This window comes from Rhodococcus koreensis, assembly GCF_900105905.1.
Lineage (GTDB): Bacteria > Actinomycetota > Actinomycetes > Mycobacteriales > Mycobacteriaceae > Rhodococcus_F > Rhodococcus_F koreensis.
This window is the reverse complement of sequence record NZ_FNSV01000005.1, coordinates 8,213,731-8,231,807: the sequence shown is the minus strand read 5'-3', so window position 1 is coordinate 8,231,807 and position 18,077 is coordinate 8,213,731. Positions and strand designations below refer to the sequence as shown.

At 69.1% G+C, this 18,077-nt stretch carries 19 protein-coding genes; 9 read left to right on the top strand and 10 right to left on the bottom strand.

The features are described 5' to 3' along the window. Positions 1-218: 218 nt before the first annotated feature. Positions 219-2,162 (bottom strand): acyl-CoA dehydrogenase family protein, encoded by a 1,944-nt coding sequence (locus tag BLV94_RS42110; protein WP_072945252.1) that lies wholly within the window; start codon positions 2,160-2,162, stop codon positions 219-221. An 87-nt stretch (positions 2,163-2,249) separates the two neighbouring features. Between BLV94_RS42110 and BLV94_RS42105 the strand changes: the two genes are divergently transcribed. Together BLV94_RS42105 and BLV94_RS42100 are read left to right on the top strand one after the other, a co-directional pair. Beyond that, the gene (locus BLV94_RS42105) at positions 2,250-3,527 is read left to right on the top strand and encodes a glycoside hydrolase family 1 protein (RefSeq protein ID WP_072945254.1); all 1,278 of its coding nucleotides are present in this window, start codon (positions 2,250-2,252) and stop codon (positions 3,525-3,527) included. 33 nt (positions 3,528-3,560) lie between these two features. Further along, the gene (locus tag BLV94_RS42100; RefSeq protein WP_072945255.1) at positions 3,561-4,190 is read left to right on the top strand and encodes a LysE family transporter; all 630 of its coding nucleotides are present in this window, start codon (positions 3,561-3,563) and stop codon (positions 4,188-4,190) included. A 51-nt stretch (positions 4,191-4,241) separates the two neighbouring features. On the opposite strand, the gene nadC is transcribed toward BLV94_RS42100, so the two are convergent. From nadC to nadA, 3 genes are read right to left on the bottom strand one after another with little or no spacing between them, the layout of a single operon-like run. Next, on the bottom strand, positions 4,242-5,111 hold the full coding sequence (gene nadC / locus BLV94_RS42095; protein WP_072945257.1) for a carboxylating nicotinate-nucleotide diphosphorylase: 870 nt from the start codon (positions 5,109-5,111) through the stop codon (positions 4,242-4,244). Further along, on the bottom strand, positions 5,111-6,679 hold the full coding sequence (locus tag BLV94_RS42090) for an L-aspartate oxidase (protein WP_072945258.1): 1,569 nt from the start codon (positions 6,677-6,679) through the stop codon (positions 5,111-5,113). The genes nadC and BLV94_RS42090 overlap by 1 nt, the downstream gene beginning before the upstream one ends. Further along, positions 6,676-7,713 carry a quinolinate synthase NadA gene (gene nadA, locus BLV94_RS42085; protein WP_072945259.1) on the bottom strand — a complete coding sequence of 346 codons (1,038 nt, stop codon included), beginning with the start codon at positions 7,711-7,713 and terminating at the stop codon, positions 6,676-6,678. The genes BLV94_RS42090 and nadA overlap by 4 nt, the downstream gene beginning before the upstream one ends. A 78-nt stretch (positions 7,714-7,791) precedes the next feature. Here nadA and BLV94_RS42080 point away from each other — a divergent pair, with 78 nt between their 5' ends. Continuing rightward, positions 7,792-8,526 (top strand): NUDIX hydrolase, encoded by a 735-nt coding sequence (locus BLV94_RS42080; protein ID WP_072945260.1) that lies wholly within the window; start codon positions 7,792-7,794, stop codon positions 8,524-8,526. A gap of 9 nt (positions 8,527-8,535) precedes the next feature. On the opposite strand, the gene BLV94_RS42075 is transcribed toward BLV94_RS42080, so the two are convergent. Then, a complete protein-coding gene (locus BLV94_RS42075) occupies positions 8,536-8,880 on the bottom strand; it encodes an SDR family NAD(P)-dependent oxidoreductase (RefSeq protein WP_095865259.1) in 345 nt (114 codons plus the stop codon). Between the two features lie 95 nt (positions 8,881-8,975). Further along, entirely contained in the window at positions 8,976-9,575 is a 600-nt protein-coding gene (locus BLV94_RS42070) for a TetR/AcrR family transcriptional regulator (RefSeq protein WP_072945261.1), read from the bottom strand. 83 nt (positions 9,576-9,658) lie between these two features. On the opposite strand from BLV94_RS42070, the gene BLV94_RS42065 reads away from it, so the two are divergent. Further along, on the top strand, positions 9,659-10,471 hold the full coding sequence (locus BLV94_RS42065; protein ID WP_072945262.1) for an SDR family NAD(P)-dependent oxidoreductase: 813 nt from the start codon (positions 9,659-9,661) through the stop codon (positions 10,469-10,471). A gap of 3 nt (positions 10,472-10,474) precedes the next feature. Here the strand turns inward: BLV94_RS42065 and BLV94_RS42060 are convergent, their stop codons facing one another. The 3 genes from BLV94_RS42060 to bioB are packed head-to-tail and all read right to left on the bottom strand — an operon-like array spanning position 10,475 to position 12,301. Continuing rightward, positions 10,475-11,032: a DUF2567 domain-containing protein gene (locus BLV94_RS42060; RefSeq protein ID WP_072945263.1), complete on the bottom strand. Its 558-nt coding sequence runs from the start codon at positions 11,030-11,032 to the stop codon at positions 10,475-10,477. 10 nt (positions 11,033-11,042) lie between these two features. After that, positions 11,043-11,282, bottom strand: coding sequence for a biotin synthase auxiliary protein BsaP (gene bsaP / locus BLV94_RS42055; protein ID WP_072945398.1), 240 nt, complete (start codon positions 11,280-11,282; stop codon positions 11,043-11,045). A 5-nt stretch (positions 11,283-11,287) separates the two neighbouring features. Next, positions 11,288-12,301: a biotin synthase BioB gene (gene bioB / locus BLV94_RS42050; RefSeq protein WP_072945264.1), complete on the bottom strand. Its 1,014-nt coding sequence runs from the start codon at positions 12,299-12,301 to the stop codon at positions 11,288-11,290. A 154-nt stretch (positions 12,302-12,455) separates the two neighbouring features. Between bioB and BLV94_RS42045 the strand changes: the two genes are divergently transcribed. The 5 genes from BLV94_RS42045 to BLV94_RS42025 all read left to right on the top strand — a co-directional run bounded on the left by BLV94_RS42045 (position 12,456) and on the right by BLV94_RS42025 (position 17,310). Further along, on the top strand, positions 12,456-13,085 hold the full coding sequence (locus tag BLV94_RS42045) for a TetR/AcrR family transcriptional regulator C-terminal domain-containing protein (RefSeq protein ID WP_072945267.1): 630 nt from the start codon (positions 12,456-12,458) through the stop codon (positions 13,083-13,085). 77 nt (positions 13,086-13,162) lie between these two features. Further along, positions 13,163-14,293 carry a lipase family protein gene (locus tag BLV94_RS42040; protein WP_072945268.1) on the top strand — a complete coding sequence of 377 codons (1,131 nt, stop codon included), beginning with the start codon at positions 13,163-13,165 and terminating at the stop codon, positions 14,291-14,293. Positions 14,294-14,348: 55 nt separating this feature from the next. Continuing rightward, a complete protein-coding gene (locus tag BLV94_RS42035) occupies positions 14,349-15,086 on the top strand; it encodes a FadR/GntR family transcriptional regulator (protein WP_083395832.1) in 738 nt (245 codons plus the stop codon). Beyond that, positions 15,083-15,754, top strand: a complete 672-nt coding sequence (locus BLV94_RS42030) for a sterol desaturase family protein (RefSeq protein ID WP_072945270.1) — start codon at positions 15,083-15,085, stop codon at positions 15,752-15,754. Before BLV94_RS42035 ends, BLV94_RS42030 begins: the two co-directional genes overlap by 4 nt. Positions 15,755-15,942: 188 nt before the next feature. Then, on the top strand, positions 15,943-17,310 hold the full coding sequence (locus BLV94_RS42025) for an IS4 family transposase (protein WP_208613726.1): 1,368 nt from the start codon (positions 15,943-15,945) through the stop codon (positions 17,308-17,310). Between the two features lie 16 nt (positions 17,311-17,326). Here the strand turns inward: BLV94_RS42025 and BLV94_RS42020 are convergent, their stop codons facing one another. Then, the gene (locus BLV94_RS42020; RefSeq protein ID WP_072945273.1) at positions 17,327-18,076 is read right to left on the bottom strand and encodes a succinate dehydrogenase/fumarate reductase iron-sulfur subunit; all 750 of its coding nucleotides are present in this window, start codon (positions 18,074-18,076) and stop codon (positions 17,327-17,329) included. Position 18,077 lies beyond the last annotated feature (1 nt).

The window sequence follows — 18,077 nt, the reverse complement described above, 5'->3', positions numbered from 1 at the left end:
CTGCGACTGTCGGGACACGGTGTCTCGGACGAGCGGACTGTTCTGCGGAGAACAGGGCTCGACACCGATTATCCAGGATAGGCGCACCCCGTTTTCACCGGTCGGCGGCCGACCGGGTTTCAAGTTCGGTGGCCGCGCATGCAACAGCACCCGCCGGCGTGACGCCGGCGGGTGCCGCACTGTGCTGCGCGTCGTCCCGGCCGCGGGAATCCGGCGGCCTAGAGACGGGTCGAGTGCAGGAACCTCCTCGCCAGGTTCTCCTCGGTCGACGCGCCGGGCGTCCACTCGGTGATCCAGGGGCCGGTGCCTTCGCTGGGGTCGACCACTCCCCGCTCCAGCCACGCGTACCGTCCTTCGAGGATCGAGCGCGCGACCTGCTTGTCGGCGTCGTCGGTGTTGTGCCACAGACCGTCGAACAACTTCTCGACCCGCAGCGCCGCCTGTCGGCAGAACACGTCGGCGAGTTCGTAGGCCGCGGCGCCCTCGGCCTCGTTCTCCTCCCGCTGCATCTCCGCCTTGACGCAGGTGGCGGACATCGCGAACAGTTCGGCGCCGATGTCGACGACCCGGCCGAGGAAGCCCTGCTGCTTCTCCAGGGCAGCCTGCCACCGGGCCATTCCGTAGAACGTGGAGCGGGCCAGCTTGCGGGAGTGCCGTTCGACGAAACGCAGGTGCTTGGCCAGGACGCCGAATTCGCCGAACGACGTCGGCACCTGTCCCTTGCCCGCCACGAGTTGCGGCAGCCACTTCGCGTAGAAGCCGCTCGCCTTGGCCGCCGCCCGGGCCTTCGCACCGGTGTCGGCGTGCGGGTCGGCGAGATCGCCCGCCGCTGTGAGGTGCGCGTCCACGGCCTCGCGCGCGACCAGCAACCGCATGATCTCGCTGGACCCCTCGAAGATCCGGTTGATGCGCAGGTCGCGGTCCAGCTGCTCCACCGGCACCGCCCGTTCACCGCGGGCGGCCAGCGACGCCGCTGTCTCGTATCCGCGACCGCCGCGGATCTGGATCAGCTCGTCGGAGATGACGCAGGCCATCTCGGACGACCACAGTTTGGCGAGCGCCGCCTCGATCCGGATGTCGTTGCGACCCTCGTCGTTCATCTGCGCCGACAGGTCCACGACCGCCTCGAGCGCGTACGTGGTCGCGGCCATGAACGACAGCTTGTTGGCGACGGCCGCATGCTCGGCGATGGCTTTGCCCCACTGGACGCGGACACCGGACCATTCGCGGGCGATCTTCAGCGACCACTTGCCTGCGCCCGCACACATCGCCGGAATCGCCAGCCGGCCGGCGTTGAGGGTGGTGAGTGCGATTTTCAATCCGTCGCCCTCCCGCCCGATCAGGTTCTCCCGCGGAACGCGCACCTTGTACATACGGGTGACACCGTTCTCGATCCCGTGCAGTCCCATGAACGCGTTGCGCCGTTCCACGGTGATTCCCGGGGTGTCCGCCTCGACGACGAAGGCGGAGATGCCGCCGCGATGGCCTTCGCTCTTCGGTACCCGCGCCATGACGACGAGCAGTTCCGCGACGACGCCGTTGGTCGTCCACAGCTTCACGCCGTCCAGTTCGTAGGCGGCACCGCCCTCGATGGGTACCGCCGAGGACGCCAGCCGCGCCGGGTCGGACCCGACGTCGGGTTCGGTGAGCAGGAACGCGGAGATGGCGCCGCGGGCGCAGCGCGGCAGGAATTCGCGCTTCTGCTCCGGGGTGCCGGCCAGCTTGAGCGGTTCGGGGACGCCGATCGACTGATGGGCCGACAGCAGCGCGCCGAGGCTCGGGTGCACCGACGCGACGAGCATCAACGCCCGGTTGTACGCGACCTGGGAGAGTCCGAGGCCGCCGTACTCCTCCGAGATCTTCAGGCCGAAGCACCCGAGGTCGGCGAGGCCGCGGACGTATTCGTCGGGAATGCGGGACTGCGATTCGATGACACTGCCGTCCATCTCCTCGCAGTATGCGTGGAGGCGAACGAGGAATTCTTCGGCCTTGGCGGCGTCCTCGGCAGCCGGCCGTGGGAAGGGATGAACCAGATCCAGCCGGAACCGTCCGAGAAACAGTTCTTTCGCGAAGGAGGGTTTGTCCCAGCCGGATTCCCTCGCCTCCTCTGCGACTGCTCGTGCTTCTTCCTCGGTGACCTTCGGAGCTGAGGTGTCGACCATGACGCGCCTCCTACTGGCGGGTAGTCCTACTCGCCAGTATCCCCCAATCGGCGCACTCGGGACAGCGTTTCCGCTACTGTTCGGCCGGTGCGGACTCCCACGCGACTCCTGGGTGCCGGCGCGGTCCTGCTGTGCTTGCTGAGCCCCGCCGCCGCGGTGCACGCCGCCCCGCTCCCCGACGACTTCCTGTGGGGTGTGGCGACGTCCGGGTTCCAGTCGGAGGGTTCCTCCCCGGACAGCAACTGGCGGCGGTATTCCGACTCCGGCCGCACCCACGACGTGATCGGCACCTCCGTCGACTTCCGGCACCGGTACGCCGAGGACATCACAAGCGCAGCGGACCTGGGTGTCGACGTCTTCCGGTTCGGCGTCGAGTGGGCGCGCCTGCAGCCCGCGCCGGGCGTGTGGGACGAGACCGAGCTGCGGTACTACGACGACGTCGTCCGCGAGATCACCGGCCGCGGCATGACCCCGATGATCACCCTCGACCACTGGGTGTACCCCGGATGGGTCGCCGACCGGGGAGGGTGGGCGAACCCGGAGATCGTCGACGACTGGCTCGCGAACGCGCAGAAGGTGATCGAGCGCTATTCCGGTGTGGGCGCGCTCTGGATCACGATCAACGAGCCGACCGTGTACGTGCAGAAGGAGCTGTCGTTCGGCGGCATCGGCCCCGACCGGGCGCCGCGGATGCTCGACCGGCTCGTCGAGGTCCACCGCCGCGCCTACGACCTGATCCACGAGAACGACCCGGGCGCCCGGGTCAGCAGCAATCTCGCGTACGTCCCGGCCGCCATGGACGCGCTCGACACCACATTCGTCGACCGCGTCCGCGACAAACTCGACTTCCTCGGCGTCGACTACTACTACGGCCTCTCCCTCGACAACCTCACCGCGGTGAGCGCGATCACCGACGCGTTCTACGACATCAGTCCCCAACCGGACGGCATCTACCACGCCCTGATGCGGTACACCCGCAAGTTCCCGGGACTACCGCTGTACGTCGTGGAGAACGGCATGCCCACCGACGACGGGAAACCCCGCCCGGACGGCTACACCCGGTCCGATCATCTCCGCGATCACCTCTACTGGATGGAGCGGGCGCGAGCCGACGGCGCACCGGTGATCGGATACAACTACTGGTCGATCACCGACAACTACGAGTGGGGCACGTTCCGTCCCCGGTTCGGCCTGTTCACCGTCGACGCTCTGACCGATCCCACCCTCACGCGGCGGCCGACCGATGCGGTGGCGGCCTACCGGGACGTCGTCGCGAACGGGCTCCCGCCCGGCTACGAACCGGGCCGTCGCGCCGGAATCTGTTCCCTCGTCGATCCGCCCCTCAGCTGCACGAATCCCCCGTAACGGGAACACCGGGACGCGACGTACGATCAGCTCGTGTCGTGGCAGATGTGGTGTGCAGTGCTCGGGGCGTCCTGCGTGATCAGCCTGTCGCCGGGTGCGGGCGCGATCGCGTCGATGGCCACCGGAATGCGATTCGGGTTGCGGCGCGGCTACTGGAACATCGCCGGTCTCCAGCTGGGGTTGCTGTTGCAGATCGCGGTGGTCGCCGCGGGGCTCGGGGCGCTGCTCGCGAACTCGACCCTCGCGTTCACGGTGATCAAGTGGTTCGGCGTCGCGTACCTGGTGTTTCTCGGCGTCCGGCAGTGGCGGGCGAGCGTGACCGATGTGTCCGGCGTCGACGGCGAGGTCGCCGAGACCAGCGGGCCCGCGATGACGCTGCGCGGTTTCCTCGTCAACGCCAGCAACCCGAAGGCCGTCGTCTTCATGCTTGCGGTGCTCCCGCAGTTCATCACCCCGTCGGCGCCGCTGCTCCCCCAATACCTGATCATCGCCGCCACCATGGTCGCGGTCGACGTCGCCGTCATGACCGGCTACACCGGCCTGGCGTCGAAGGTCCTGCGGCTGATGCGTTCACCGCGCCAGCAGCGGGCCACCAACCGGACGTTCTCCGGGTTGTTCTTCGTGGCGGCCACGTTCCTCGCGACCATTCGCCGTGCCGTCTGACCCGTGAGTACTTCTCAACCGCCGGCGGTTGAGAAGTACTCACGGGTGGGGTCACATGTCGAGGCCGAGATCCAGCACGGTCACCGAATGGGTGAGCGCGCCGACCGCGAGGTAATCGACTCCGGTCGCGGCGTACTCGGCCGCGACGTCCAGCGTGAGACCACCCGACGATTCCAGCCTGGTGGCGGGGGCGTTCGCGTCGCGGCGCTGCACCGCGATCTGCGTCTGCCACAACGGGAAGTTGTCGAGCAGCACCAGTTCCACGTTCTCGGCGAGTACCTCGTCGAGTTGCGCGAGGCTGTCGACCTCCACCTCGCATTCGATGTCCGGCGCCGCGGCGCGGACGGCCCGCAGTGCCGCCACCACCGACCCCGCGGCGGCGACGTGGTTGTCCTTGATCAACGCGGCGTCGCCGAGACCCATGCGGTGGTTGACGCCGCCGCCCACCCGGACGGCGTACTTCTGCAGCGACCGCAGTCCCGGCAGCGTCTTGCGGCTGTCGCGGATCTTCGCCCCGCTGCCCTCGACCGCATCCACCCACGCGGATGTGGCGGAGGCGATGCCGGACAGGTGGCAGACCAGGTTGAGCATCGTCCGTTCCGCGGTGAGCAGTCCCTGCGTGGGCGCGGACACCGTCAGCACGGCCTGGCCGGGCACGATCCGGGTGCCGTCGGCGACCCTGTCGAGGACCTCGTAGCGGCCCGCCCCGATCACCTCGTCGAGCACCAGCAGTCCCACGTCGAGGCCGGCGACGGTGCCGTGCGCACGGGAGACCACGGACGCCTTGGCGACCGCGTCGGCCGGGACCGTGGACGCGGACGTCACGTCGGGTCCGTACCGCAGGTCCTCGTCCAGGGCGAGGCGCACGAGCGTACGGACCTCGTCCGCGTCCAGACCGCCGGGAAGGACGTGGTCGGCCATCACAGCACTCCTGTCAGTTGGGGTTGGAGAAGCTCGAGTTCGCCGCCGCGCAGGCGCACGTGCGTGCTGCGGCGCCACTCGCCGGACGTCTCCGGGTAGTCGCTGCGGGTGTGGCATCCGCGACTTTCGGTGCGCGCGCCTGCGGCGAGCACGAGCGCTGCCGCCGTCAGGGTCAGCGCGGCGTCTTCGAGCGCGGTCTGTCCCTCGGGCACCGTGCGCGGCGCGGCGGCGAGGGCGGCGGTGACCGCCTCGAGGCCTGCGCCGTCCCGGACGACGGAGGCGTTGCCGGTCATCAACTGCTGCACCAGTTCCCGCGGCGCGGACGGCAGTGCGTGGCGGCCGGGATCGGCCGCCTCGACGCGTAGGTCGGCGCGTTCGACGGCTGCGGCGCCGGCCCGTTCGCCGACCACCAGGCCTTCGAGGAGGCTGTTGGAGGCCAGCCGGTTCGCGCCGTGCAGCCCGGTGCGAGCCACCTCCCCCGCCGCGTAGAGGCCGGGGACCGAGGTGCGTCCGTCGACGTCGGTGACCACGCCGCCGCACGAGTAGTGGGCGGCAGGTGCGACCGGGATCAGCTGTTCGCGCGGGTCGATCCCGGCTTCCAGGCAGGACGCCGTCACGGTCGGGAACCGCTGCGCGAACCCGGGCAGCTGACGGGCGTCGAGGTAGACGTGGTCGTGACCGAGTTCCCGCAGCCGCGACGCGATGGCCCGCGACACGACGTCGCGGGGTGCCAGGTCGCCGCGCGGATGCACGCCGGCGGTCACCGAATCGCCGTTGGCGTCGACGAGGATCGCGCCCTCGCCGCGGACGGCCTCGCTGATCAGCGGGCGCCGGCCGAGACCGCCGGGGGTGAACAGCACGGTCGGGTGGAACTGCACGAACTCGAGATCGGCGACGGCCGCGCCTGCGTCGAGTGCGAGGGCGATGCCGTCGGCGGTGGCGCCGGGCGGGTTGGTACTACAGGCGTACAACTGCCCGAGTCCGCCGGTCGCCAGGAGAACGGCGGGTGTGTGGATCACGCCGAGGCCGCGCGGGGAGTCGACGAGCACCCCGGTGACTCCGCGTGCATCGGTGAGCACGCGGACCGCGGAACTGTCGAACAGGACCGGAAGCCCGGCCGCGCCCAGCGCGCGCTGCACCTCCGCGCCGGTGGCGTCGCCGCCGGCGTGGATGATCCGCCGGGTGCTGTGCCCGCCCTCGCGGGTGCGTGACACGGTGCCGTCGCGGCCGCGGTCGAACACCGCACCCAGATCGGTCAATGCGGCCACGGCGTCGCGGCCGCCGGCCACGATCGACCGCACGGCGTCCTCGTCGCACAGGCCGACGCCGGCCTCGCACGTGTCAGCGACGTGAGAGTCCACCGAATCGGTGACGGCGTCACCGACCACGGCGATGCCGCCCTGCGCGTACTGCGTCGCGGTGTCCGTCGCCCCACCCTTGCTGACGGTGAGCACGGTCAGCCCGCGCAGTGAGGCGGTGCGTGCGGCCGTCAGTCCGGCCACACCACCGCCCACCACTACGAGGTCGGCGTGCTCTTCCCAGGAAATCCCCCGGGCCGGGCTGCTCACTCGCCGCCGCCCGGATTTCCGATCTCGATCATCCGCTGCACCGACTTGCGGGCACGCTCGGCGGTCGCGAGATCGACGTGAACCTCGTCCTTGCCCTCGAGCAGGCAGCGGAGCAGGGCGGCGGGGGTGATCATCTTCATGTACGGGCAGGACGCGCGCTCGTTGACGGCCTGGAAGTCGACCTCCGGCGCGGCCTTGCGCAACTGGTGGAGCATCCCGACCTCGGTGGCCACCAGAACCTGCTTGGCCCCGGTGGCGCGGGCGGCGTCGAGCATGCCGCCCGTCGACAGGATCTTCACCTTGTCCTCGGGCACGAATCCTTCACCGGCGAGGTAGAGCGCCGAGGTGGCGCAACCGCATTCGGGGTGGACGAAGAGTTCGGCACCGGGGTGCGCCTTGGCCTGCGCGGTGAGCTCGTCGCCGTTGATGCCGGCGTGGACGTGGCACTCGCCGGCCCAGATCTGCATGTTCTTGCGACCGGTGACGCGCTTGACGTGGGCGCCGAGGAACTGGTCGGGCAGGAACAGGACCTCGCGGTCGGGGTCGATCGACGCGACCACGTCGACGGCGTTGGACGACGTGCAGCAGATGTCCGTCAGACCCTTCACCTCGGCGGTGGTGTTGACGTACGACACGACGACGGCGTCGGGGTATTCCGCCTTCCACTCGCGCAGCTGATCGGCGGTGATCGAGTCGGCGAGCGAGCAGCCCGCGCGCTCGTCCGGGATCAGCACCGTCTTGGCGGGGCTGAGGATCTTCGCGGTCTCGGCCATGAAGTGCACGCCGCAGAACACGATGGTGTCCTCGGGGGCTTCGGCCGCGATGCGCGAGAGTGCCAGCGAGTCGCCGACGTGGTCGGCGACGTCCTGGATGGCGGGCAACTGATAGTTGTGTGCGAGGAGGGTTGCTCCCCGCTCACGCGCCAGCCGTTTGATCTCGGCAGCCCACTCTTCGCTCGCCTCGACGCCCGCGTAACCGCCGGGACCGTCCTGAATCTGCGGGTTGGTACCCGCCCACAACGTCGTGGTCGTCATGGCTTGCTCCTTCACCGTGAACTCGGGCGGGCTGGCCCGAATTTCCGCAATCGAGGTTTTCGACTTAGGATCGAAAACATGCCCAATAGTAACACCACGCATGAAGTGCTTACCGCGGTGTTCCAGGTTCGCCACTTTCCCGACCACATCGCCGCAGGTCACAGCGGTGATGCGCGTCACGCGGCGGGCACCGGCGAGCTCGCCGTGCTGCTGTGGCAACGGGCCCTCGATCCGCAGGCGGGCGCCTGGTCCCTGCCCGGCGGATTGCTCCGCGAGGACGAGGACCTCACGACGTCCGCGCGACGCCAGCTGGCCGAGAAGGTGGACGTGCAGGAGGTCTCGCACCTCGAGCAGCTGTCGGTGTTCAGCGATCCGCGACGGGTGCCCGGTCCGCGCACCATCGCGTCGACGTTCCTGGGGCTCGTCCCCCTCCCCGCCGACCCGCAGTTGCCGCCGGACACCGCGTGGCATCCGGTGTCCGCCCTGCCCGAGATGGCGTTCGACCACGGCACCGTCGTCCGGCACGCCCGGACCCGCCTCGCGGCCAAGCTGTCCTACACCAACATCGCGTTCGGTCTGGCGCCCGACGAGTTCTCCATGTCGACGCTGCGCGAGATCTACTGCGCCGCACTCGGGTACCAGGTGGATGCGACCAACCTCCAGCGCGTCCTCGGACGCCGCGGGGTGCTGACCCCCACCGGCAACACAGCACCGTCCGGCCGCGCCGGTGGTCGCCCGGCCGCCCTCTACCGCTTCACCGACTCCACCCTGCGGGTGACGGACGAGTTCGCGGCGCTTCGACCGCCGAGCTGAATCCGATCGTCAGGCGGCCGCGGATCCACCCTCTTGCGTGGTGCGCCGCCGCCACGCCGACGCGACCGAGGGCTCCGCGCCGAGCACCGAATCGATGCGGCCGAAGCGGCCGAGAACGCGGTCGAGAAACTGCTCGACCTGGCGGGGGTCGTCCGGATCGGCGGCGACCGCGAGGAGTCGGTGACCGGACATGCCCGGCATGATCCGGGCCAGTTCCGCGACCGTGCGTGCGGTGACCGCAACGCACCAGCCCGAATCGAGCAACTCCTGCGCGGTACGCCTGCCCTGCTCGCTGCCGGCGGCAGTCACCACCACGACACCACGGGCCGAGCCGGCTTCGTCGGTACGCATCATCTTCGCCTCCTGGGGATCGACATTTCCGACTCCAGGTAAGCGCCAGTACTCGAGACTGCGACGGGAGTGCGCTGTGAGATCGCCGGGAGACGGTGTCACGCCCGGGCGAGACCCCGCCAGAACGTGTCGGATGCGGCGGTGACCACTTCGTCCACCGGCGCGTCGTCGAGCATTCCCCCGGCGGCGAGGGTCGCGATCCCGTGGAAGGTCGCGAACGCGACCAGGGCGATGCGCGAGGCGTCCCCGGGTCCGATGTCGCCCGCGGCCTGGGCCTCGGTGACGATCCGGACCGTCAGGTCCATCGAGGTGTGGCCCGCCTCCACGACCTGGGAGGCGGCCCCGGGCGCGTGCTTGTTGCCGTACATCAGGGCCAGCAACTCCCGGTGCGCGAGCGCGAAGGTCACGTAGGCGTCGGCGAGCGCCGCGAAGCGGGCCCGGGCATGGGGTTCGGCCTGGTCGACCGCGCGTTCGAGGGCGGCGGTGAGCCGCCGGAAACCGGATTCGGCGAGTGCGTCGAGCAGCGCCTGACGGTCGCGGAAGTGCTTGCTGGGTGCGGCGTGACTGACCCCGGCCTCTCGGGCGAGCTGTCGCAGGGACAGGCCGTCGACGCCGTCCCGCTCGAGGGTGCTCTCGGCGCGTGCGAGCAGCACCTGGCGAAGACTCCCGTGGTGGTAGGGCTGTTCGGCGGCGGACACGGCGCAAGCCTAGCAAAATGTTGTCATTGACTACATAGATGGCACTGACTACATTCGGAATCACCCCACCGCTAGGAGCAGACATGCCTTTCGACGCATCCGGAACCACCGTCCTCATCACCGGCGCGAGCGCGGGCCTCGGTGCCGAATTCGCCCGCCGGTTCGCCGGGCGCGGCGCCGACCTCGTCCTCGTCGCGCGGCGCGCCGACCGGCTCGAACAACTCGCCACCGAACTCCGCGCCGCACACCACGTGACGGTCACCGTGCTCCCGTTCGACCTCGCGGCACCCGGCGCAGGCGCGCGGTTGCGCAGCGAACTCGCCGCGCGCGACATCCGCGTCGACTCGCTGATCAACAACGCGGGATTCGGGACGCACGGAGACTTCGCGTCCGCCGACCTGGAGCGGCTGACCTCCGAGATCCAGCTCAACGTCACCACCCTCGTCGAGTTGTCGCACACGTTCCTGCCCGACCTGCTCCGGGGACGCGGCGCACTCGTCAACGTGGCGAGCACCGCCGCGTTCCAGCCGACGCCGGGCATGGCCGTCTACGGGGCGACGAAGGCGTTCGTCCTGAACTTCACCGAGGCGTTGTGGGCGGAGGCGCGAGGAACCGGCCTCACCGTGCTCGCCGTCTGCCCGGGCCCCACCCGCACCGAATTCTTCGACGTCGTCGGCTCCGACGACGCCGCCGTCGGCCGCATGCAGACCGCCGACCAGGTGGTCGCGACGGCGCTGCGAGCCCTGGACCGGCGCAGCACACCGCCGAGCGTCGTCTCCGGGCTGATGAACTGGGTGTCGTCGGTCAGCACCCGCTTCGCGACCCGCCGCATCGGCGCTCTCGCCAGCGGGCGCCTGCTCGGTGACGTCCGGATGCAGGCCTCCGTCACCCGGTAAGCGTCACGAAGTCACCGTCGCGTCGCGCTCCTCCGGCTCGTCGAGTTCGACCGGCGCATCACCGACGCCGAGATCGTCGTACGGGTTGAGCGCGGCGAGCACCAACGTCACGACGCACGCGACGAGCGGTTGGAAGATCAGCACCAGCGGGGTCCCGATCCCCGGCGCGACCGCCACGACGGCACCGGCGGTCGAGGTGTCGGGATCGGGGAAACGCAGGGCCGCCACACCGATGCCGCCGAGGGCCATCACACAGGCCCCGGCCACGCTGCCGGCGAGTACAGCGCCCAGTGCCACCGGTCCGCGACTTCGCCGCGCCGTCCACGCCGCGACCGCGGTGAGGATGCCGACCACCAGGCCGGCACACGCGAACATCCCGATCGCGTCGAACCGGTGCACGCTCTCCCCCGTCAGCGACACCCCGCGGTCGGGGGACACCACCAGCAGATGTTCGGGTGGTGCCAGGAGTCCCCACAGCACCCCGGCGAGCACGCTCGCCACCACCGTCCCGCAGAAGATTCCGGCGGCAGATCGAACCCTGAAGCGCGGGAGCGTGGTCACGCGTGCGACGCTACCGCCGTCCGCGGCAGATCGAGTCGAACACACCGTGGCGGGAACATTTCGCCCACCAGCCGTCGGGGCTGATCTGCACCACCATCCGGCGGCCGCACGCCTCGCAGAAGCGGGGCGGTTCCAGCCCGAGTTGCGCGGCGGTGGAGACCGTGTCGTCCACACCGGCCACCACGCGGCGGCCGGTGTACGGGTTGTAGCGCTCCTCCAGACCGTCGGCGTCGCCCGCGGTCGTCTCCATGGTCGTCACAGGGTCTCGTTCAGGGCCTTGATCGGCATCTGCAGATCGACGAGCAGGTCGAGGTCCTGTTCCGCCGGACGGCCGAGGGTCGTCAAGTAGTTGCCGACGATGACGGCGTTGATGCCGCCGAGGATGCCCTGCTTGGCACCGAGGTCGCCGAGGGTGATCTCGCGGCCGCCCGCGAAGCGGAGGATGGTGCGGGGCAGCGCGAGCCGGAAGGCGGCCACCGATTTGAGAGCCTCGCTCGCCGGCAGCACCTCGAGGTCGCCGAACGGGGTTCCCGGACGCGGGTTGAGGAAGTTCAGCGGAACCTCGTCGGGTTCGAGTTCGGCCAGGTTGGCCGCGAACTCGGCGCGCTGCTCGAGGCTCTCACCCATGCCGAGGATGCCGCCGCAGCACACCTCCATGCCGGCTTCGCGGACCATGCGGAGGGTGTTCCAGCGTTCGTCCCACGTGTGGGTGGTGACGACGTTCGGGAAGTGGGACTTCGACGTCTCCAGGTTGTGGTTGTAGCGGTGCACCCCCATCGCGGCGAGCTGGTCGACCTGTTCCTGGGTGAGCATGCCCAGCGAGCAGGCGATCTGGATGTCGACCTCGTTGCGGATCGCCTCGATACCAGCGGCGACCTGGGCGAGCAGCCGCTCGTCGGGCCCGCGGACGGCGGCGACGATGCAGAATTCGCTGGCACCGGACTTGGCGGTCTGCTTGGCGGCCTCGACGAGCGACGGGATGTCGAGCCACGCGGCGCGCACCGGCGACTGGAACAGCCCGGACTGCGAGCAGAAGTGGCAGTCCTCGGGGCAGCCGCCGGTCTTGAGGCTGATGATGCCCTCGACCTCGACCTCGGGGCCGCACCACTTCATCCGCACGTCGTGCGCGAGGGCGAGCAGGTCCTCGAGGCGGTCGTCGGGAAGTTGCAGGACTTCGAGCACCTGGCTCTCGTTCAGCGCTTCGCCGCGCTCGAGAACCTGCTCACGCGCGAGGGCGAGAATGTCTGTCTGTACCGGGGCCGAGGTCACACGTATCTCCTGGAAAACGGGCCGATCACGTGCCGTGAGTCGACGGAACCGAAAAATTGAACACCGTACAAGTTGAACGGTGTTCACGTTAGATCCGTGATGGAATACTGTCAAAGCCGGAGCAAGCTTTTCGACGAGATTGGGAGATCACACAGTGCAATTGCGACGCGGCGACGTACTCGACGGCGCAATGGCCATCCTCGACGAGTTCGGCCTCGCCGACCTCACGATGCGCAGACTCGCAACGGCCCTCGGCGTGCAGCCCGGCGCGCTGTACTGGCATTTCCCCAACAAGCAGACGTTGCTCGGTGCCCTCGCCGACAAGATCCTCGAAGACGTCGACGCCCCGGTCACGGCGCCCGGATGGGACGCGGAGTTCACCGAACTGGCGCATCGGCTGCGCACAGCGCTGCTCGCCCACCGTGACGGCGCCGAACTGGTCTCCGCCACCTACGCGTCCCGCATGACCAACTCCCGGGTCCGGGAAAGCTTCGCGGCCGTGGGTCTGCGATCCGGGCTGTCCCGCGAACACGCCGAACTGTCGTCCTACTCGCTGCTCTACTACGTCCTCGGCCACACGGTCGACGAGCAGTCGCGGGCGCAGATGGAATCGGCAGGCGCCCTCACCCGCGCCGCGCTCTCCCCCGACGCCCCGCAGTCGCAGATCGCGGCGTACGACGAGGATCTCCTCGACGGCGATCCGGCGGTGCGGTTCGACTTCGGCTTGTCGCTGTTCGTCGACGGAATTCGCGCGCGACTGAAAGAGCCCGCCCACCGCCCGTGAGCGGGCACAATTGAGTGGACGCCGCGCCGGCCACTCGCGGACCGCGCGGCGCCTCCCACGGCCCAGGGACGGACGCGATGACGTCTTCGCTCGGCCGCCGCGCCGGAACGGCCCTCGCGGCGGCACTCGCACTGTCGCTTCTCGGCGCGCCCACGCCGGCGCCGGCGCAGACCGCGGTGGGCGATCCCGGTGCCGTCGTCGCCGAGACCCCGGTGGCGCCGGACGCGCGGCCGGCGGGTGTCGCCGAGGCCACGTACGTCACGTACTGGACGACAGGGCCGATGAACGAACCCGCGCTCAGCACCGGCGCGGTCCTGCTGCCACCCGGTGACGCGCCACCCGGCGGATGGCCCGTGGTGTCCTGGGCCCACGGAACGGTCGGCATCGCCGACGCGTGCGCGCCGACGGTGACGGGGAAACTCGCCGGACCGTACGTCAAGGCCTGGCTCGACCAGGGGTACGCCATCGTCGCAACGGATTACGTCGGCCTCGGCACACCCGGCGTGCACCCGTACCTGGACGGACCCACCGAGGCGCACAGCGTGATCGACATGGTGCGCGCGGCGCGGGCCGTCACGCCGTCCCTGTCGAACCGGTGGGTCGCGATCGGTCAATCGCAGGGCGGCCACGCCGCTCTCGTCGCCGCCTCGATGGCCACCACCTACGCACCCGATCTCGACTTCCGCGGCACCGTCGCCACCGGCGCCCCGTCCAATCTGGAGAACCTCGCGCCCCTCGTCGGCCCAGGTTTCCCGCAGATCCCCCTCACCGGGAGCACGGTGTTCGTGGCGTACGCGCTCGCGGGACTGCGGGCGTCGCGGCCCGACCTGGACGTCGACAGCTACCTCACCCCGCTCGGCGTCGACGTCCTGAATCGTGTCGAGTCGCTCTGCTACGAGGAGGCGGCCCCGCAACTCGCCGGCATCTCCATCGGGCAGTTGATGTCGCGCCCCCTCGACGACCCGGCGGTCCTGGCGGCGCTGCGCACCACGCTCGGAGTCCCCGTCCGGGGCTACGACCGGCCGTTGTTCATCGGTCAGGGATTGTTCGACGACGTCGTCCCCATCGCCCTCACCTGGAAGTTCACCGCCGACCTCACCGCGAACGGGCAGCAGTTCCTCTTCCGGACGTATCCGACGGGCCACCTCACGACCATGCCCGCGTCCCTGCCCGACACCACCGCGTTCGTCCGGAGCCTGTTCGGTTGAGATTCACTGGTAAGACCACTTGACCTCTTACCTGTAGCCGTTCTAGTGTCGGGTCATGATGTTCGAGCCGATCGCGCGGAAATCCGCCTCCACCGAAGTCTTCGACCAGATCACCGCGCGCGTACTCGGCGGCGACCTCGCCGCCGGCGAGGCCCTGCCCAGCGAGCGGCGCCTGGCCGAGGCGTTCGGGGTGTCCCGGCCCGCGGTCCGGGAAGCGATCCAGAAACTCGCCCAGGCCGGGCTCGTCGAGGTCCGGCAGGGCGACGCCACCTCGGTCCGCGACTTCCGGCAGCACGGCGGGCCCGAACTGCTGTCCCAGCTGCTGATCCGCGGCGGTGAACCCGACTGGGCGGTGGTCCGCAGCATCCTCGAGGCCCGGCGGATGATCGGCGTGCAGATCGCCCGGCTCGCCGCGGACCGGGCGACCGAGAAGTCGGCCGCAGCTCTCCGCGAGGCCGTGGATCACCTTGCTGCCGAGAGCGATCCCGTCGCGCAGCAGGTCGGCGCGCTGGCCTTCTGGGAGCGCGTCGTCGACACCGCCGATTCCATCGCGTTCCGGCTCATCTTCAACAGCCTCCGCAACGCGTACGAACCGACCATGACCGCGATGGCCGCCGTGATGGTCGCGGAGGTCGGCCGCGCCGACCTGTACCACCGGCTTGCGGACGCCATCTCCGCACACGACGAAGACCTCGCGGCGCACACCGCCACCACCCTGCTCGACCTCGGGACGGCGGCCGTGACCGCCGTGATCGACACACTGCAACACCACGATTCGGAGAAGGACACATGACCACGACACCTCCCGCAGATCGCCGCCAACGCAGGTCGATCACCCTCCGCGACGCCGCAGACCAGTTCCGCCGCCACCCGTCACCGTGGATGATCGGCGGCATGCTCGCCGCTGCAGCGGTCGCCCGCGTCGTCGTCGGCGACTGGCAGGTCACCGATGCCGTCGTGCCGCTGGTGATGCTGGCGGTGTTCCCGTTCGCCGAATGGGTCATCCACGTCTGCATCCTGCACTGGAAGCCCCGGAAGGTCCTGGGCCTGACCGTCGATTCGCTCCTCGCCCGGAAGCATCGCGAGCACCACGTCGATCCCCGCGACGTGCCGCTCGTCTTCATTCCGTGGCAGACCCTGATGTGGCTGATCCCGGTTCTCGTGGCGCTCGCAGTGTTCACGTTCCCCCGCACCGGGCTCGGGCTGACCTTCCTCGTGGTGCTGAGCGTCCTGGGCGTCCTCTACGAATGGACGCACTACCTCATCCACAGCGACTACAAGCCGAACTCCCGCCTCTACCGCGCGATCTGGCGCAACCACCGCCATCACCACTACAAGAACGAGCACTACTGGTTCACCGTCACCACCTCGGGAACCGCCGACCGGATCCTCGGCACCGACCCGGACCCCGAGTCGGTCGAGAAGTCGCCCACCGCCCGCAACCTCCACGCCGTGCGCTGACGCACCCGTGAGTACTTATTAACGTCGGGCGGTTAACAAGTACTCACGGGCCCGAAGGGCACTAACGGCAATGCCGCGCAGTTAGGGATTGTCCTGGCAGGTCAAGTTGGGCGTGTCGTGAGATAGGGCAACGGAACTCCTGGTAGGGAAGCTTTGTCCGCCAAAGACAAGCCTCTCCGGGAGTTCCGTTGCCTGTTCAGTCTGTCATCAAACATGAGTCGGTGGTTGCCGCCGGGCGGTTCGCGCCGGGGCATATCGGTGAGTTGACGCGGATCGTGCCGTTCGAGATGGTCGATGCCGCGCTCGAGTCGGCGAGGGCCACGCAGGCTCGACTGCGGGAGTTGCCGTCGCGGGTCGTGGTGTACCTGCTGCTGTCCGCGTGCCTATTCCCTGATATCGGCTATACCCGGGTGTGGACGAAGCTGACCGCGGGACTCGGAGGAGCGGTGGCCGATCCGGGTTCCTCGGCGTTGTCGCAGGCCCGCCTCCGGGTCGGCGCCGCACCACTGAGGGAATTGTTCAACCTGATCAAAGGCCCGGTCCCCGGTACCGCTCGGTGGCGGGGACTGTTGGTGTGCGCGATCGACGGCACCTCGATGTTCGTGCCCGACAGCGTAGCCAACCTCGGTGCCTACCACCGTCAAACCGGCGGCCCCAACGGCGACTCGGGCTACCCGATGGTGCGCATGCTCGCCGTGGTGGCGTGCGGTACCCGTACCATCGTCGATGCTGTGTTCGGAACCTACGGTGTCTCCGAGATCGCCTATGCGCCCCAGCTGTTGGGGTGCCTGCGCGATGGCATGTTGTTGTTGGCCGACCGCAACTTCGCCGTCGCCTCGTTGATCGAGCAGATCGCGGACACCAAGGCCGACCTGCTCATCCGCTGCAAGAGCAACCGCAAGCTTGCCTCCATCGAACGGCTGCCCGACGGGTCCTGGCTCGCCCCGATCGGCTCGGTGGTCGTCCGGGTCATCGATGCCGAGATCGTTGTCACCCCGAAAGGTGGCACACCCCGCACCGGCCGATACCGGCTGATCACCACCCTCAACGATCATCGCCGCTACCCGGCATCGGAACTGGTCCGGCTGTATCACCAGCGATGGGAGATCGAGACGACCTATCTCGAGCTGAAGTCGACCATCCTCGGCGATGCGATGCTGCGGGCCCGCACCCCGTCCGGGGTCGCCCAGGAGGTCTACGCGTTGTTGACCACCTACCAAGCGCTGCGTATCGCGATCGCCGACGCAACGACCGGTGCGGATGTCCCACCGCTGCGCGCGAGTTTTACGATCGCCCTCACCACCGCCCGCGACCTGGTGGTACTCGCGTCAGGCGTGATCGCCGGCACGACGATCGATCTGGTCGGCAAGATCGGCCGCGCAGTCCTCGCCGAACTCAATCCCGTACGCCGAGCACGTGATTGCCCCCGCGTGGTCAAACGAGCGATTTCCAAACACCGCGCCAAAGGCGACATCGACCGCACCAACTACCCCACGGTCAACATTGCCATCAACGTTCTCGAACCGCCCGATTGGACAGGCAGCCCAAACCCTTAACTGCGCGGCATTGGCACTAACGGCGGCGAAAGAGCTTGTTGCCCAACCAGACGATCGGGTCGTACCGCCGGTCGACCACCCGTTCCTTCATCGGAATGATGGCGTTGTCGGTGATCTTGATCCCTTCGGGGCACACCTCGGTGCAGCACTTGGTGATGTTGCACAGCCCGAGACCGAAGTCTTCCTGCGCCGCGTCACGACGGTCCGCCGTGTCCAGGGGATGCATCTCCAGTTCGGCGACACGGATGAAGAAGCGGGGACCGGAGAACGCCGGCTTGTTGTCGTCGTGATCACGGATGACGTGGCACGTGTTCTGGCAGAGGAAGCACTCGATGCACTTGCGGAATTCCTGCGACCGTTCGACGTCGATCTGCTGCATTCGGTACTCGCCCGGCCCGAGTCCCGGCGGCGGGGTGAACGACGGGATCTCCCTCGCCTTCTGGTAGTTGAACGACACGTCGGTGACGAGGTCCCGGATGACGGGGAACGCCCGCAGCGGTGTCACCGTCACCACCTCGTCCTCCGTGAACGTCGACATCCGCGTCATGCACATCAGCCGCGGCTGGCCGTTGATCTCCGCGGAGCACGACCCGCACTTGCCCGCCTTGCAGTTCCATCGCACCGCCAGGTCCGGGGTCTGCGTCGCCTGCAACCGGTGGATGATGTCGAGCACCACCTCACCCTCGTTGACGGGAATGGAGTAGTCCTCGAGGGCGCCGCCGTCGGCGTCGCCGCGCCATACCCGGAACTGCGCGTCGTATCCCATC